This is a genomic window from Luteibacter sp. 1214, assembly GCF_031455395.1.
GTDB classification, from domain to species: Bacteria; Pseudomonadota; Gammaproteobacteria; order Xanthomonadales; family Rhodanobacteraceae; genus Luteibacter; species Luteibacter mycovicinus.
In genome coordinates this window covers 763049-778268 of record NZ_JAVDSQ010000001.1, presented here as the reverse complement: position 1 = coordinate 778268, position 15220 = coordinate 763049, and the positions used below count along the sequence as shown (strand labels likewise).

The 15220-nt window shown below is 64.4% G+C and carries 11 protein-coding genes and 3 tRNA genes; 6 read left to right on the top strand and 8 right to left on the bottom strand.

What is annotated here, in order from left to right; translation table 11 throughout:
• Positions 1 to 165: 165 nt before the first annotated feature.
• The 4 genes from J2X57_RS03170 to lexA form a co-directional block, all read right to left on the bottom strand.
• On the bottom strand, positions 166 to 3303 hold the full coding sequence (locus J2X57_RS03170) for an error-prone DNA polymerase (protein ID WP_309863673.1): 3138 nt from the start codon (positions 3301 to 3303) through the stop codon (positions 166 to 168).
• Between the two features lie 8 nt (positions 3304 to 3311).
• Positions 3312 to 4721, bottom strand: a complete 1410-nt coding sequence (locus tag J2X57_RS03165) for a DNA polymerase Y family protein (protein WP_309863670.1) — start codon at positions 4719 to 4721, stop codon at positions 3312 to 3314.
• Between the two features lie 73 nt (positions 4722 to 4794).
• Positions 4795 to 5424 carry a translesion DNA synthesis-associated protein ImuA gene (imuA, locus tag J2X57_RS03160; protein ID WP_036113845.1) on the bottom strand — a complete coding sequence of 210 codons (630 nt, stop codon included), beginning with the start codon at positions 5422 to 5424 and terminating at the stop codon, positions 4795 to 4797.
• Positions 5425 to 5426: 2 nt separating this feature from the next.
• Complete coding sequence (lexA, locus tag J2X57_RS03155) at positions 5427 to 6053, bottom strand: transcriptional repressor LexA (RefSeq protein WP_036113842.1); 627 nt, start codon at positions 6051 to 6053, stop codon at positions 5427 to 5429.
• Between the two features lie 109 nt (positions 6054 to 6162).
• Here lexA and J2X57_RS03150 point away from each other — a divergent pair, with 109 nt between their 5' ends.
• Genes J2X57_RS03150 through J2X57_RS03140 form a run of 3 tightly spaced genes read left to right on the top strand, consistent with a single transcriptional unit; the run spans position 6163 to position 8684 of the window.
• Positions 6163 to 7284, top strand: coding sequence for an MFS transporter (locus J2X57_RS03150; RefSeq protein ID WP_036113839.1), 1122 nt, complete (start codon positions 6163 to 6165; stop codon positions 7282 to 7284).
• A 12-nt stretch (positions 7285 to 7296) separates the two neighbouring features.
• A complete protein-coding gene (locus tag J2X57_RS03145) occupies positions 7297 to 7917 on the top strand; it encodes an HAD family phosphatase (RefSeq protein ID WP_036113836.1) in 621 nt (206 codons plus the stop codon).
• Positions 7914 to 8684 carry a DeoR/GlpR family DNA-binding transcription regulator gene (locus tag J2X57_RS03140; protein WP_036113833.1) on the top strand — a complete coding sequence of 257 codons (771 nt, stop codon included), beginning with the start codon at positions 7914 to 7916 and terminating at the stop codon, positions 8682 to 8684. The genes J2X57_RS03145 and J2X57_RS03140 overlap by 4 nt, the downstream gene beginning before the upstream one ends.
• Before the next feature lie 96 nt (positions 8685 to 8780).
• Here the strand turns inward: J2X57_RS03140 and ppsA are convergent, their stop codons facing one another.
• A complete protein-coding gene (gene ppsA, locus J2X57_RS03135; RefSeq protein ID WP_036113831.1) occupies positions 8781 to 11153 on the bottom strand; it encodes a phosphoenolpyruvate synthase in 2373 nt (790 codons plus the stop codon).
• Positions 11154 to 11337: 184 nt separating this feature from the next.
• On the opposite strand from ppsA, the gene J2X57_RS03130 reads away from it, so the two are divergent.
• Both J2X57_RS03130 and J2X57_RS03125 read left to right on the top strand, forming a co-directional pair.
• Entirely contained in the window at positions 11338 to 12153 is an 816-nt protein-coding gene (locus J2X57_RS03130) for a pyruvate, water dikinase regulatory protein (protein WP_036113827.1), read from the top strand.
• A gap of 33 nt (positions 12154 to 12186) precedes the next feature.
• Positions 12187 to 12660 (top strand): DUF1249 domain-containing protein, encoded by a 474-nt coding sequence (locus J2X57_RS03125; RefSeq protein ID WP_043693527.1) that lies wholly within the window; start codon positions 12187 to 12189, stop codon positions 12658 to 12660.
• 154 nt (positions 12661 to 12814) lie between these two features.
• Here J2X57_RS03125 and J2X57_RS03120 read toward each other — a convergent pair.
• From J2X57_RS03120 to J2X57_RS03110, 3 genes are all read right to left on the bottom strand, one after another.
• Positions 12815 to 12891 (bottom strand) — tRNA-Asp (locus tag J2X57_RS03120).
• Between the two features lie 69 nt (positions 12892 to 12960).
• A tRNA-Glu gene (locus J2X57_RS03115) sits at positions 12961 to 13036 on the bottom strand.
• A gap of 11 nt (positions 13037 to 13047) precedes the next feature.
• Positions 13048 to 13123, bottom strand: a tRNA-Ala gene (locus J2X57_RS03110).
• A gap of 205 nt (positions 13124 to 13328) precedes the next feature.
• Between J2X57_RS03110 and J2X57_RS03105 the strand changes: the two genes are divergently transcribed.
• Positions 13329 to 15089: a cation:proton antiporter gene (locus J2X57_RS03105; RefSeq protein ID WP_309863658.1), complete on the top strand. Its 1761-nt coding sequence runs from the start codon at positions 13329 to 13331 to the stop codon at positions 15087 to 15089.
• Positions 15090 to 15220: the final 131 nt, after the last annotated feature.

Sequence of the window (15220 nt, the reverse complement as noted above, 5' to 3'; positions counted from 1 at the left end):
GCATGCGCATCGCTCACCGGTAGACCGGACCTGACGGGTTTAGCAAACGCTATCGCGTTTTCACTGAACGTTGCTCCTGCAAAGCAGCAATTTCTCGGGGAACCGTTCAGCCGAAAATTAGCGTCTATTAAGTGACGGCAAGGGTCGTGGGGCGTGAGGGGGGTGTCAGTGAAAATCGCGGGAGACGGAGCCCAGTTGCGGAAGCAGGTCGCTGAAGTCATGCAGGCGGCTGGCAACGAGATGGCGCACGCCCTCGATCGACTGCCACTGGCCGTCGACCGCCAGTAATACCGCGTCCAGCAAAGCCTGACGGCAGGCTTCGGCCACCCTGGGCCGCACGATCACATTCACCTGTCCGGTCTCGTCCTCGAGCGTGACGAAGGTGATGCCACTGGCCGTCTGGGGGCGCTGACGCACGGTGACGAGACCGGCGTGTCGCAGCCAGATGCCGTTGCGTTCGCCTTCGAGGTCGCGCGCCCGCCGGACCCGACGCGCCTGCAAGTTCTTGCGAATCAACCCTAACGGATGAGCGGTGAGTGAAAGGCCGACCGTGGCGTAATCGGCGAAAACATTTTCGGCAGTCGTCGGAGGACGCAGCGTGGCATGTTCCTCGGCAACCGTATCCAGCAAGGGCAATGTCCGTTCGATGCCTGAGCTTTCCCAGCGGGCGCGGTGTCTGTGACCACTGAGCACACGAAGTGCGCCGGCATCGGCGAGGCGTTCGCGTTCGAAACGGTTGAGACCCGCACGGCGGGCCAGATCGGCGAGATCGCGCAGTGGCGAGGCTTCGCGTGCACTGACGATGCGCGCGCCCAGATCGGCCGACAGGCCGGCGATCTGGCGCAGGCCCAGGCGCAGGGCGAAGCGATCGTCCTTCCATGGCTCGAGCGTGCAGTCCCAGTGGCTGGTGGTCACGTCGGGTGGCCGTACTTCAAACCCGTGGCGGCGCAGGTCCGCGACGAGTTGCGCGGGCGCGTAGAACCCCATCGGCTGGCTGTTGAGCAGGGCGCAGCAGAAGATCTCCGGATGGTGACATTTCAGGTAGGACGAGGCGTAAGCGATCAGGGCGAAACCGGCCGCGTGCGATTCGGGAAAGCCATAGCTGCCGAAGCCCTGGATCTGGTCGATGATCTGCTGGGTGAACTCCGGCGTGTAGTTGTTCTTCGCCATGTTCCGGCGGATCTTCGGCTCGAATTTCTGCAGCCCGCCGCGTCGTTTCCAGGCGGCCATCGAACGGCGCAGGTCGTCGGATTCGCCAGGCGAGAAATCCGCCACCACCTGCAGGATCGCCATCACCTGTTCCTGAAAAATCGGTACGCCCAGCGTACGCTCCAGCACCGGCCGTACGCCGTGTTCGTAGTGGATCTCCCCGGACGGCATCTGTCGCCGCTGCAGGTACGGATGCACCATGCCACCCTGGATCGGACCCGGGCGAACGATCGCCACCTGGATCACCAGATCGTAATAGCAGGCCGGCTTCAGACGCGGCAGCATCGACATCTGCGCGCGCGATTCGATCTGGAACACGCCGACGGTATCGGCCCGCTGGATCATCGCGTAGGTCGGACCGTCGTCCATGGGGATGTCGGCCAGGCGCCGGTAGTCGATACCGCGATGCGTACGCAGCATGTCGATCGCCTTGCGCATGCAGGTGAGCATGCCCAGCGCCAGGCAATCCACCTTGAGCAGCTTCATCGTCTCCAGGTCGTCCTTGTCCCACTGGATGATGGTGCGGTTATCCATCGCCGCGTTCTCGACAGGCACGAGGTAATGCAACGGCGTATCGGAGATAACGAAACCCCCCACGTGCTGCGACAGGTGACGTGGCATGCCGCTGAGTTCCTGCACCAGGACCACCAGCTGCCGGATGGTGCGACTGGCGATATCGAAACCACGCTCCTGCAGGCGCTGGATGATGGAGACCTCGCCATGCGCATGGGAATACGCATGACTGAGCTGGTCGAGCTGGTCTTCCGAAAGACCGAGCGCACGACCCACATCGCGTGCGGCGCTCTTGGGCCGGTAGCTGATCACCGTGGCGGCAAGGGCGGCGCGCTCCCGGCTGTACTTGTCGAACACGTACTGCAGGACTTCTTCGCGACGCTCGTGTTCGAAATCGACGTCGATATCCGGCGGCTCGTCGCGTTCCAGGGAGATGAATCGTTCGAACAGGGTGGTGATCTGGTCGGGATTCACTTCGGTGATGTGCAGGCAGAAACAGACCACCGAGTTCGCCGCCGAACCGCGTCCCTGGCAGAGGATTCCGCGTGAACGCGCAAAGCGCACGATGTCCTGCACGGTCAGGAAGAAGGCCTCGTAGCGCTGTCGGGCGATGAGGTCCAGTTCCTTCTCGATGCGCTCGACCAGCGCGGATGCGACGCCATCGGGCCAGCGCAACGCCGCGCCTTCGTAGGTGAGCTGGCGCAGCCAGGCGGCGGGGTCCTTGCCTTCGGGAACCAGTTCCCGGGGGTAGACATAGTTGATCTTGCGAATGTCGAAACCGATGCAGCGCGCGGCGACGACGGCGGTCTCGTCCAGCATGTCGCGCGGGTAGATGCGGTCGAGCGTCTCGCGCCGGCGCAGATGGCGTTCTCCGTTGGGAAACAGATCGTGGCCCGCCTCGGCCACCGTGCGGTTGAGACGGATCGCTGTCATGACGTCCTGCAGGGCGCGTCGGCGACGCAGGTGCATGTGTACATCGCCTGCCGCGACACAGGGCAGGGCGTGGCGCGCGGCAAGGTCGCGCAACGCGGCCAGTTCGGCCTCGTCGTGCTGGGACCGGTGCAGTTCGACGGCCAGCCACGCGCGGCTTTTGAAGTGCGTTGCCACCCATGCCGCCCGGTTCTCGTGTGTCGCCATGCCGGTGGCCGCCAGCGGGCCGGGCGCCCAGAGCAGGCACAGTCCGTCGGCGAGGTTCTCCAGATCGGCACGATGCAGTTCGTAATGGCCCTTGGTTGCACGTCGCCGACCCAGCGTGATCAGCCGGCACAGCTCGGTATAGCCGTCCTGGTTTTCGACGAGGAGAACGATGACGGTGCCGTCGGAGAGTCGGAATTCGCTGCCGACGATCATCGGTAAACCGACTTCGAGTGAGGCCTCGAGACCTCGAACGATGCCTGAGAGCGAGCATTCGTCGGTGATCGCCAGTGCGGTGTAGCCGATTTCCCTGGCTCGCTCGAACAGCTCGCGTGCGCTCGATGCCCCGCGCTGGAAACTGAAATCGCTCAGCGCATGCAACTCCGCATACGCCGGGACGTCGACATCCCCATCGTTGGCGGGCAGTGGAAGTACGAGAGGCAGCACGGCGGGACCTACGCGAACCAGCCGTGCAGCATCCAGCCGTCGAGTGTGCCGGGCGGCAGGTAGGCCCAGGCTTGCTGTCCGTTTGCGGTGCGCACGATGTAGTAATCGCGTCGCGTGTCTTCACCGTCCCACCAGCCGCTTTCGATACGCTCGGGGCCGGCCAGTACGGCCGTGGGCTCGGGGCGCATCGGCAGGGGGCGGGGCAGGAGCCATAAGGGACGACGTCGGCGCGGCGGCGAAACCGTGCTGTCCGGCGTGCCGTAACGCATGGCGCGTTCGGGCCGATGGTCGGCTACGAGCGCGATCTGCCGAAGCGCGGCGTCGCCCAGTCGTGCCCGCAAACGTTCGTCGAGGGTAGGCCAGTCGAGACCATCGCCGCGGACCGGTTCGAACAGATCGCGCACCGGTGGACGGAACACAGGCAGTTCTTCGGCATCCAGTTCGATGGCGCGCGCCGGTGCGGGCAACACGGTGCGCTCGAGGCGCGTGCGGGCCAGTTCGAACAGGCGCTCCGCGTCGCGTTGCGGCGCGGCCATGGCGACGACGACGCGTGTCGTGGCACCGCGTGCATGCTCGAGCGTCAGGGTGAAACGCTGTACGCCGCCATCCCGTGCCGCGAGCAGATTGGCCAGCGCACGGGTGAGGCGCCGCAATGGAAAGAGCAGTGGCTGACTGCCATCCAGTTCGCTGTCGAACTCGATCTTCTGCTGGAAGTTGGCGGGTGGCTGCCAGGCGGCCAGGGGGTGGGTGGCTTGCCCGCGGATGCGATCGAGCCAGTTCACGCCATCGCGGCCGATGCGCCGGGTGAGTTCCGGGCGAGGGAGGCGAAAGACCTCGTCGAGACGACGAAAGCCCATCGCGTGCAGCGATTTCACCGTGGTTGCCGGCAAGCCCGCCCGATCGAGCGACAAGGCGCCCAACATACGTATGACGCCTTCGCGCTCGGGCAGCACCATGCCGTCCGCATGGGCGGCGAACACCCATGAGGCGGCTGGGAAGGGAGTGGCGGCCATGGTGTGTGCATGACCTTGCTCGCTAAGGCCTTGGCACAGGCGTTCCGCCAGCACGGGCCAGCCGTCGAACAGGCGCAGACTGGCACCCAGTTCCATGAGGATGGCACCTGGCGGGACCAGGCTGACATGACCACTGAACTGGTAGCACCACGCGGCGAGTTCGGCGAGCAGACGCGCCTCGGCCTCACGGTCGCGAGGGCGGACTTCCAGGGCGGGGCAAAGCGCGCGCGCGGCGGCGAGGCTCTGCCCACGGCGCACACCGAATGTGGTGGCCTCCGGATTGGCGGCGGCGATCAGGCGCTGGCGCGCCCGGGTATCGAGCAAGGCGGAGGGGCCTGCCTCCGGTGTCGCGGCAAAGGCGGCGGAGAACGCCAGACCGGGAAAACGGAGACAGGCCCAAAGCATGGCTGCGTATAAGAAGCGACGACGGAGCGTCCGTCATGACGGCGAGCGGGAAGCGGCGTCATGACGGTTTCCATCAGGCCCGCATGCGCAGCAGCGGAGCGGTGGTGGTCAGCAGTCCTCGCGACTTGAGGACATCCACATAGGTGGCCTCGTCGCTGTTGCTGACCTTGAGGCGTAGTGCCGCCGGGCTGTTCTGCTCGGCGTGCCCGGCCGGGCGGAAGATCATGGCGCAGGCGTCGCCGCTTTCGGCGGCCAGCTGCAGGCGACGCAGGCTGCGGTAATCGATGTCGGGCAACCAGCCGACCACGGCGCCGCAGCAGCCGGAACGCAGGCACTGCTCCATGCTCCATGCGGCCTCGGTGCTGCCGGCATGGATTTCGTGCAGGAAGCGCAGGTCGACACCGGCCGCCGCCAGCGCGGGCGCATAAGGCAGGTAGGGCGGTGCGACGAAGATCACGCGACGGTGTTCCTGGGTGAGCGCGGCAAGCGCGGGCATCACCAGGTCGAGCTCGCCCAGCCCATCGTGTTCGAACAGGATTTCGCTCAGCGCGCCTTGCGGCCAGCCCCCGCCGGGCAGTTTCTGGTCCAGGGAGGTCCAGCCGGTGGACAGCGCACGTACGCGCGGCTGACGGTCAGCGGAACGGCGCCAGATACCGGGATGGTCGAGCACCTGGGCGAGGGTCGGAGTGGCGATGGCGTTCATGGTCAGGTCCTGCGGATGATGCCGACGTAACGCCCTTCGATGGCGAACGCATGGCGACGGGGATCGACTTCGATCGGGCTGAAGTCGGGGTTTTCGGGCAGCAGCAGAAGCCGGCCGCGCTCGTGCCTGAGGCGTTTGACGGTGACTTCGTCGTCCAGCCGGGCGACCACGATCTGGCCATCGGTGGCGGTGGCGGTCTTGTGGACGGCGAGCAGGTCGCCGTCGAGGATGCCGGCGTCGCGCATGCTCAGACCCACCACGCGCAGCAGGTAATCGGCGCGCGGACGAAACAGGGAAGGATCGACCTCGAGCTGCGACTCGATGTTTTCCTCGGCCAGGATGGGCGAGCCGGCGGCCACGCGACCGATCAGCGGGAGGTCGTTAGCGGCGGCGGTACGCATGATGGCGGCGTTGCCGGCCGAAAGGCGCAGACCACGATGCTGCGGGGAACGTTCCAGCACGCCCTTGCGGACCAGCGACTCGACGCAGGCCTGTGCGGAGCTGTGGCTGGGGAAGCCCAGGGCATCGGCGATTTCGCGCAGCGTGGGCGGCAGGCCTTGCGTCTGCAGGTATTCCTGCAGAAATGCGAGGGTCTTTTGCTGACGCTCTGTGAGGGTAGGTGTCGACATGTGTACATTTGTACATAGGTCGGGCAACCGGTGCAAGAGGGGTGCGCTCTATTGCACGTTTATGCATGATTGAATACATTGATGCGCATTCCTCGTCCCCGGAATTTGCATGAAGCCTGTACGCGCTACCCGATTGATCTTCCTGTTATCCGGCATCGGTATGGCCAGCTGGGCACCGATGGTGCCCTACGCCAAGGCTCGTCTGGGTCTGGACGATGCCACGCTGGGCCTCGTTCTCTTGTGCATGGGGTGCGGAGCGACAGCTGCGATGCCACTGGCCGGTTTCTTCAGCCATCGCTTCGGCCACCGCGATGTGATCGGCGTGAGCGGGCTTCTCGTCTGCCTCGCCTTGCCCTTGCTGACCCTCGCGCCGAATGTCTGGTGGCTTGGCGCGGCGCTCCTGTTTTTCGGTGCATCCCTCGGTGTGGTCGACGTCGCCATGAATGCGCATGCGGTCGACGTCGAGAAGCAGCAGGGCAGGCCGATGATGTCGGGCTTCCACGGGCTTTTCAGCGTCGGAGGTCTGGCCGGCTCCGCCGGTATGGCGGCCTTGCTTCGGTTCGGTGCGCCATTGACCGGCAGTGCCATCGCGGTCTCCGTGCTGATGCTGCTCATCGTGGGTACCCAGTGGCGACACTTCCTTGTCCGGCACGACGATGGCTCGGGCGACGTGCATGCGGGCTTCCGTATGCCGAGTGGCGCCGTCTTCCTGCTTGGCTTCCTGTGCATGGTCGTCTTCCTTGCGGAAGGTGCGATGCTCGACTGGAGTGCGGTATTCCTGCGCTTCTCGCGTGGTTTCGATCCTTCCGTGGCTGGCCTGGGGTACGCGGCGTTCTCCGTCGCCATGGCGATCGGGCGCCTGCTGGGCGATCGCATCACGGCCTCGCTGGGAGCGACCACCATCGTGCGGATGGGCAGCCTGATCGCCGCGGCCGGCTTCTTCCTTGCCACGCTGTTGCCCTGGGGCCCCGTCGCCTTGCTGGGTTTCGTCCTGGTCGGTATCGGCGCGTCGAACATCGTGCCTGTCCTGTTCAGCGCGGCGGGGCGGCAGAAGAACACCTCGCCGGGTATCGCCATCGCCACGGTCACCTCGCTGGGGTATGCGGGGATGCTGGCCGGGCCCGCGGTCATCGGTTTCGTCGCCCACGCCAGCAGCCTTTCGATCGCCCTGGCGGGGGTCGCCAGTCTGCTCGTCGTGGTTTCCCTTTGCGCCTCCATCGTGCGCCGTTGAACGGAGTTTTCCATGCATAAGAAACGCGATGTCGTGATCTTCGATTTCGGCGGTGTCCTGATCGACTGGAACCCGCGCTACCTCTATCGCAAGCTGTTCGGTGACGATGAACAGGCGATGGAAACCTTCCTTGCCGAAGTCACCACGCCGGAATGGAACCTGCGACAGGACGCGGGTCGTTCATGGGATGAGGCGGTTCGCCTTCTTACCGATGAGCATCCCACCAAGGCCGAACTGATCGCCGCCTATCAGCACCGCTGGGAAGAAACCCTGGGCGGCGCCATCGACGACAGCCTGCACATCCTGCGTGAGCTGAAAGAGGCGGGTCATCCGCTGTATGGCCTGACCAACTGGTCGCACGAGACCTTTCCGTTCGCGCGGGAACGCTTCGATTTCCTGGGCCTGTTCGACGGCATCGTCGTGTCGGGCGAAGAGGGCATGATCAAGCCCGACCCCAGGCTTTACCAGACACTGCTCGAGCGATATGACATCGATCCGGCGACGGCCGTCTTCATCGATGACAACAAGGCCAATGTCGACGCCGCCGACGCCCTGGGCATTCATGGCATCCATTTCCACACGCCGCGTCAGTTGCGCGACGAACTGATTGCCCTGGGTTTCCTGTCGGCATGAATGCGTCGGTCGACATTACGCTGCCTCGCGAGCGTCAGCAGCTGATCCTCGAGCGTCTGCGACGCGACGGGAAAGTCGTGGCGGCGGAACTCGCGCAGGAATTCCGGGTGTCGGAAGACTCCATCCGGCGTGATCTGCGCGATCTGGCGGGGCAGGGTCTGTGTCGGCGCGTTTACGGTGGCGCGTTACTGGCGGTGAGCATTCCGCCGCTGGGCGAGCGCCATGCGGAGCGCACGGAACTGAAGCGGGCGCTTGCACGTACCGCGATCGGTCTGGTCGGTAGCGGCCAGATTCTTTTCATCGACGCGGGCTCGACCAACACGGTTCTGGCGAGGATGCTGCCGGAGCACCATGACCTGACCGTGGTGACCAACGCCCCCGACGTCGCCCTCGCGGTGCTGGGACGACCCGGTTTCGACGTGATCCTGCTCGGCGGCAAACTCGATCCGGCCATCGGTGGCGCGATCGGCTCACGTACGGTGCGACAGGCGCAGGATATTCGCGCCGATCTGTGTTTCCCGGGCGTCTGCGCCATCGATCCGCAACGCGGCTTATGGACGTACGACGAGGAAGAAACCGTCTTCAAGCAGGCGATCATCGAGGCGAGTGGTGAGACGGTGGCGATCGCCACCCCGGACAAGCTGGTGGCCTCGGCGACACATCACACGGCGCCGATCAGCGGCGTCTCGCATCTGGTGGTGGCGGCGGATACGGATCCGGCAGTGGTGGAGCGGTATCGGGTGGCGGGCGTGACGGTGCACCTGTAATCGTCAACAGGTACGGCTCCCACCGGGGTGTGATCGCCGGGTGGGAGCCAAGCCTGCTGGCGATGCTCTTTCCGGACTAAGGAAAGAGCCGATCCATCAGCCGGCCTTCTTCCTGGCCAGACGTAGCCACGTATCGACCACGGTATCCGGATTCAACGACACCGACTCGATGCCCTGTTCCATCAGCCACTCGGCAAGGTCCGGATGATCCGACGGGCCCTGGCCGCAGATGCCGATGTACTTGCCCTTGGCCTTCGCGGTCTTGATCGCCATGGCCAGCAGCTTCTTCACCGCCGGGTCGCGCTCGTCGAACAGGTTGGCGACGATGCTTGAGTCGCGGTCGAGGCCGAGGGTCAGCTGGGTGAGGTCGTTCGAGCCGATCGAGAAGCCGTCAAAGATGTCGAGGAACTCGTCCGCCAGCAGGGCGTTGGAAGGGACCTCGCACATCATGATGACCTTCAGGTCGTGCTCGCCCTGGACCAGGCCGTTCTTGCGCAGTACCTCGATGACCTTGCGGCCTTCGTCCAGCGTGCGGACGAACGGAATCATGACCCAGACGTTGGTCAGGCCCATGACCTCGCGCACGTACTTGGCGGCCTTGCACTCCAGCGCGAACGATTCGGCGAAGTCCGGCGAAACATAGCGGCTGGCGCCGCGATAGCCGATCATCGGGTTTTCTTCATGCGGCTCGTAGCGCGAACCGCCGAGCAGACCCGCGTACTCGTTCGACTTGAAGTCGGACAGGCGCACGATCACCGGCTTCGGGTAGACGGAGGCGGCGATCGTCGAGATGCCTTCGGCGAGGCGGTCGACATAGAAGGAGACCGGATCCTTGTAGCCGGCGATGCGCGCGTCGATCCGGGCCCGGGTCTCGGCATCCTGCTTGCCGTACTCCAGCAGCGCCCTGGGATGCACGCCGATGTGGCTGGCGATGATCATTTCGAGGCGGGCCAGACCGATACCCGCGTTCGGCAGCATGCCGAAGTCGAAGGCGCGCTCGGGGTTGGCCACGTTCATCATGATCTTGAGCGGGGCCTCCGGCATCGCGCCGAGGTCGGCGGTGATGCGGTCGAACTTCAGCAGGCCTTCGTAGATCGTGCCGGTATCGCCTTCGGCGCAGGAGACGGTGACTTCCGCGCCATCCGGGATCGACTCCAGCGCATTGCCGCAACCGACCACCGCGGGCACGCCCAGCTCGCGGGCGATGATCGCCGCATGGCAGGTACGACCGCCGCGGTTGGTGACGATGGCCGCGGCACGCTTCATCACCGGCTCCCAGTCGGGGTCGGTCATGTCGGCCACCAGCACGTCACCGGGCTGCACCTTGTTCATATCGGCCAGCGACCGGATGACGCGAGCCTTGCCCGAACCGATCTTCTGACCGATGGCGCGGCCTTCGGTCAGGACCTTGCTCTTCTCGTTGAGCTGGAAACGCTCGAGCGTGGTCGCGTGCGAGCGCGACTTCACGGTCTCGGGGCGGGCCTGCACGACGTAAAGCTTGCCGGTGTTGCCGTCCTTCGCCCACTCGATGTCCATCGGGCGGCCGTAGTGCTTTTCGATGACGAGGGCCTGGCGCGAGAGCTCCTCGACGTCGGCATCGTCAAGGCAGAACCGATGACGCAGCTCGGCCGGGGTTTCTTCGATGCGCACGCGCTCGCCGGGCTCATCGGAATAAACCATGCGCTGCTGCTTGGCGCCCAGGCTGCGGCGCAGGACGGCAGGCTTGCCTTCCTTGAGCGTGGGCTTGAAAACGTAGAACTCATCCGGGTTCACCGCACCCTGGACCACCATCTCGCCCAGACCGTACGAGCCGGTGACGAAGACGACGTCACGGAAGCCGGATTCGGTGTCGAGCGTGAACAGTACGCCCGACGCACCGACATCCGAGCGGATCATCAGCTGCACGCCGGCGGACAGGAAGACGTCCTCGTGCTTGAAGCCCTGGTGCACGCGATAGGCGATGGCCCGGTCGTTGTACAGGGAGGCGAAGACTTCCTTGACCTTATGCAGTACGTCGTCGATGCCGACCACGTTGAGGAAGGTTTCCTGCTGGCCGGCGAACGAGGCGTCGGGGAGATCCTCGGCCGTGGCGGAGGAACGCACGGCCACGGCGATGTCGTCGGCGCCGGCATCCTTGCAGAGCTTGATGTAAGCGTCGCGGATGGCCTGCTCGAGGTCGGCGGGCAGGGCGGTGTCGACGATCCAGCCACGGATTTCCTTGCCGCCGCGAGTCAGTTCATCCACATCGTCCACGTCGAGCGTGGCCAGGCGCTCCTGGATCCGCTTCGCGAGGCCGCTCTTTTCGAGGTAGGTCTGGAAGGCGTCGGCCGTGGTGGCGAAGCCACCCGGCACGGAGACACCCAGTTTCGCCAGGTTGCCGATCATCTCGCCGAGGGAGGCGTTCTTGCCACCCACCTTGCCGAGGTCGGTCATGCGTAGCGCGTCGAGCCAAAGTACCAGGTCGCTCAAAGGAAGTTCCTCACATCGGTTGGGCGGCGGGCCGCGCTGGAAAAATCGGCGCATTGTCGCGGTGGTATGGTCTGGCTGACAAGCGGCGATGCACAAATCGCCCGTGATAATGCGGGGTGGATGGTTATGAAGACGTATTGGTCTTAAGGTGGCGGTCACGGAACCAACCCAAGGAAACCGTTCGATGCGGCGTACCGTCTTCTTCATTTCCGACTCCACCGGCATTACGGCCGAGACCATCGGCAACAGCATGCTCGCCCAGTTCGACGGGGTGCAGTTCGATACCCACCGGCTGCCCTTCATCGACAACGCGCAGAAGGCCGAAGCCGCCTCGCTCCGGATCAAGACCAAATACGCGCAGGACGGACACCGCCCCATCGTCGTCAATACGATGACCTCGAGGGCACTGTGCGACATCGTGGCGGGTAGCGGCGCGCTGATGCTTGACGTGTTCGCGCCTTTCATCGAGCCGCTCGAGGCGGAACTGGGGGCCAAGCAGTCGGGTGCGGTGAATCGCTCCCATGGTCTGGTCGATTTCGAGCGTTACGAGGCTCGCATCGAGGCGACCAACTACGCCCTGGCTCACGACGATGGTCTGGACGTGGACTACAACCAGTCCGATGTCGTGCTCGTGGGCGTGTCGCGGTCCGGCAAGACGCCGACCTGCCTCTACATGGCCTTGCATTACGGCGTCTGTGCCGCCAATTATCCGCTCACGGACGACGATCTCGACAAGCTGGAACTGCCGACGCGCCTCCGCCCCTATCGCAGCCGGCTCTTCGGGCTCACCATCGACCCGGTCCGCCTGGCGCAGATCCGCGAGCAGCGCCGTCCCGGCAGCCGCTACGCCACGTTGAAACAATGCCGCTGGGAACTGGAGCAGGCCGATAAGGTGATGCGGCGGGAGAACATCCCGGTCCTCAACACGACGCACACCTCGATCGAGGAAATCTCGAGCAAGATCTTCGAATACCTGGGGATCGAGCGACACATGTATTGACCGAGCCACGGTTTACGGAGACCCGCCCACGTTATGACCGCCGTCATCGACCGCCCAACGCCGCTGATCCCGGGACGCTTCGAGTTCCTGATGGGTCTGTATGCGGAGAACTACCACCGGCTGGCGCGCCTGTTCGCGCCACAGCGGCTGACGCCCGGCCGGTACATTTCCGATGTGGACGATGGGCTGAAGGTGCGGCTGGACGTGCAGGAAAAGCATCCGTACACGCTGGAGCTCGAGCTGACCTATGACTTCGTCGACGAGGTCACCGGGCAGCCGTCGCCGTCCGCGCAGCTCCGCATGTACACGGATGCCCACGTGGCCGAAGCGATGCATTGCCATCCCGGTCGTAAGCTGTCGCAGGTACTGGGGCCGTTTCCGGCGGCACATACGGTGTTTCAGCATCGCCTGAGGATGAACGGGTTTCTCAGCCGCTGGCTGGAATACCTGGCCGAGCAGGGCCATTCGATCGGGACGCTGGCGCGTGTCGACGACCCGCTTCCGTAGGAGCGCGCCTCGCGCGCGAAAGCTTTTCGCGACGAGATCAGGTTGTGTATGTATCGAGGGGCGGAACCGGTCGCGCGCGGGGCGCGCTCCTACATTTGGGGAAAAATTGCAGGCAAAAAAAATCCGCCAGATGGCGGATTCCTTTTAGAAGTAATGGCGGAGCGGACGGGACTCGAACCCGCGACCTCCGGCGTGACAGGCCAGCATTCTAACCGACTGAACTACCGCTCCACACTACGTTCCAACTCTTCCAACAACTACCAACTTCTCCGTCCATTCACTTCCTGGCGGACCAGAAAGTGGCGTCCCCACGGGGATTCGAACCCCGGTCGCCACCGTGAAAGGGTGATGTCCTAGGCCTCTAGACGATGGGGACGTCTTAGAAGTTGGTGGAGCCAGCCGGGATCGAACCGGCGACCTCCTGCATGCCATGCAGGCGCTCTCCCAGCTGAGCTATGGCCCCCTGCTGGAAGCCGCAAAGATTACGTCCGACCCGTCGCTTCGTCAAGCATTCGTTACACTTTTTTTGAATTTATTTTCGACAAATTCAGAATGACGAGGTGCAGCAATCACTTGCGTGTGTCATGCATCGATCGTTGTTTTGGCTGCCGCGTCCCTCGATCACGAAACACGGGTTAACCTGTCTGTTCGCACACACAGGGACAAGCATGCACGGCATCGTTTTCATCCAGGATCTCGCCACGGTGATGCTCGTCGCCGGACTGACGACGGTTATTTTCCAGCGTCTCCGGCAGCCGGTCGTGCTTGGCTACATCATCGCGGGTTTGCTGATCGGGCCGCACACGCTGCCGGTGATCTTCATCCACGACGAACAGACGATTCGAACGCTGTCCGAACTGGGCATGATCCTGCTGCTGTTCGCGCTCGGTCTCGAGTTCAGTCTTAAGAAGCTGCGCGCGGTCGGCGGAGCGGCGCTCGTGGCCGCGTTCTCCGAAATCGTGCTGATGGTCTGGATCGGTTACGAGATCGGCCGGTTCTTCGGCTGGTCGGCGATGGATTCGATCTTCCTGGGCGCGATGCTTTCGATCTCGTCGACGACGATCATCATGAAGGCGCTCGAAGACCTGGGGCTGAAACGCGAGCGCTTCGCACAACTCATGTTCGGGATCCTCATCGTCGAGGATCTGCTCGCCATCGTGTTGATGGCCTTGCTCACTGGTATCGCCAGCACCGGCGGCGTCGAGGCGGGGCAGGCCTTCGCCGCGATCGGTCGCCTCGGTCTGTTCATGGCCGTCTCGCTGGTGGTCGGACTGCTGCTGGTACCGCGCGTCGTCGACTACATCGCGCGGGTCAGTCGCAACGACGTGCTGCTGGTCGCCGTGCTGGGTATCTGCTTCGGTTTCTGCCTGCTGGTCACCGAAATGGGCTACAGCGTGGCGCTGGGGGCTTTCATGATCGGCGCGATCGTCGCCGAGTCGGACAGCGTGGCGCGCGTCGAGCGGATTATCATGCCGGTGCGCGACATGTTCAGCGCGATCTTCTTCGTCGCTATCGGCATGCTGATCGATCCGGCGCTGCTGGCGCAGTACGCGTGGCCGATCACCATCGTCACCATCGCGGTCGTCGTGGGTAAGGTCATTACGTGCAGCTTCGGCAGCTTCGTCGCCGGCAACGATGGCCGCACCTCGCTGCGGGTCGGCATGGGGCTGGCGCAGATCGGTGAATTCTCCTTCGTCATCGCTTCGCTGGGTCTCACGCTCAAGGTCACGAGCAATTTCCTCTATCCCGTCGCGGTGGCGGTCTCCGCCATCACGACGTTCCTTACGCCCTATCTGATGCGCGCGTCCGATCCGCTGGCGAGTTTCCTCGCGCGCAAGCTGCCGTCACGGGTGACCGGCGTGTTCGGCGCCTATACGGAGTGGATGGGTAGCCTGGGCCTGCAGGGGCAGGGCGCCATCGTGATGAAAATGATCCGCCGGCTGGTCTGGCACGTGATCATCAACACGGCGCTGGTGGTCGCGGTGTTCATCGCGGCGGCCTTCGCTTATCGCCGGGGCTTCCTCCATCTGGACATCGTCAGCACCGATGCGACCGTTCAGCGCACTCTCGCCTGGTCGCTGGCGGCGCTGGTCTCGCTGCCGATGATCGTGGCGACCTACCGCAAGGCCGAGGCGCTGGGCATGCTCCTGGCCGAACTGTCGGTGCCCGACCGCTTCGGCAGCCGGACCTACCGGATCCGGGCGATCCTGGCCCGCATCGTTCCTTTGATGTCCATGCTGATCATGGGCTTGCTGGTCGCGGCGCTGGCCTCGACGATCCTGCCGCCGCGGGAGGTCGCGGGGGTGCTGATACTGGTCGGCATCGGCCTGGCGTGGCTGCTCTGGCGGGTGCTGGTGCAGGTGCACGCCCGGCTTCAGACGGCCCTTCGCGACACCCTGGACAAGCCCGGGCAAGACCACCATGAGTGACCCGTGTCCCGTTTTTTGAAAGGTTTCTGAACTTTCCATGTGAAACCTTGTCTTTCGACCCGTCATTGCAAGCAGGATGCGAACCACCGCACAATGGCGATTCTGCCTCCACAAGGAGGTGTAAACCGGCG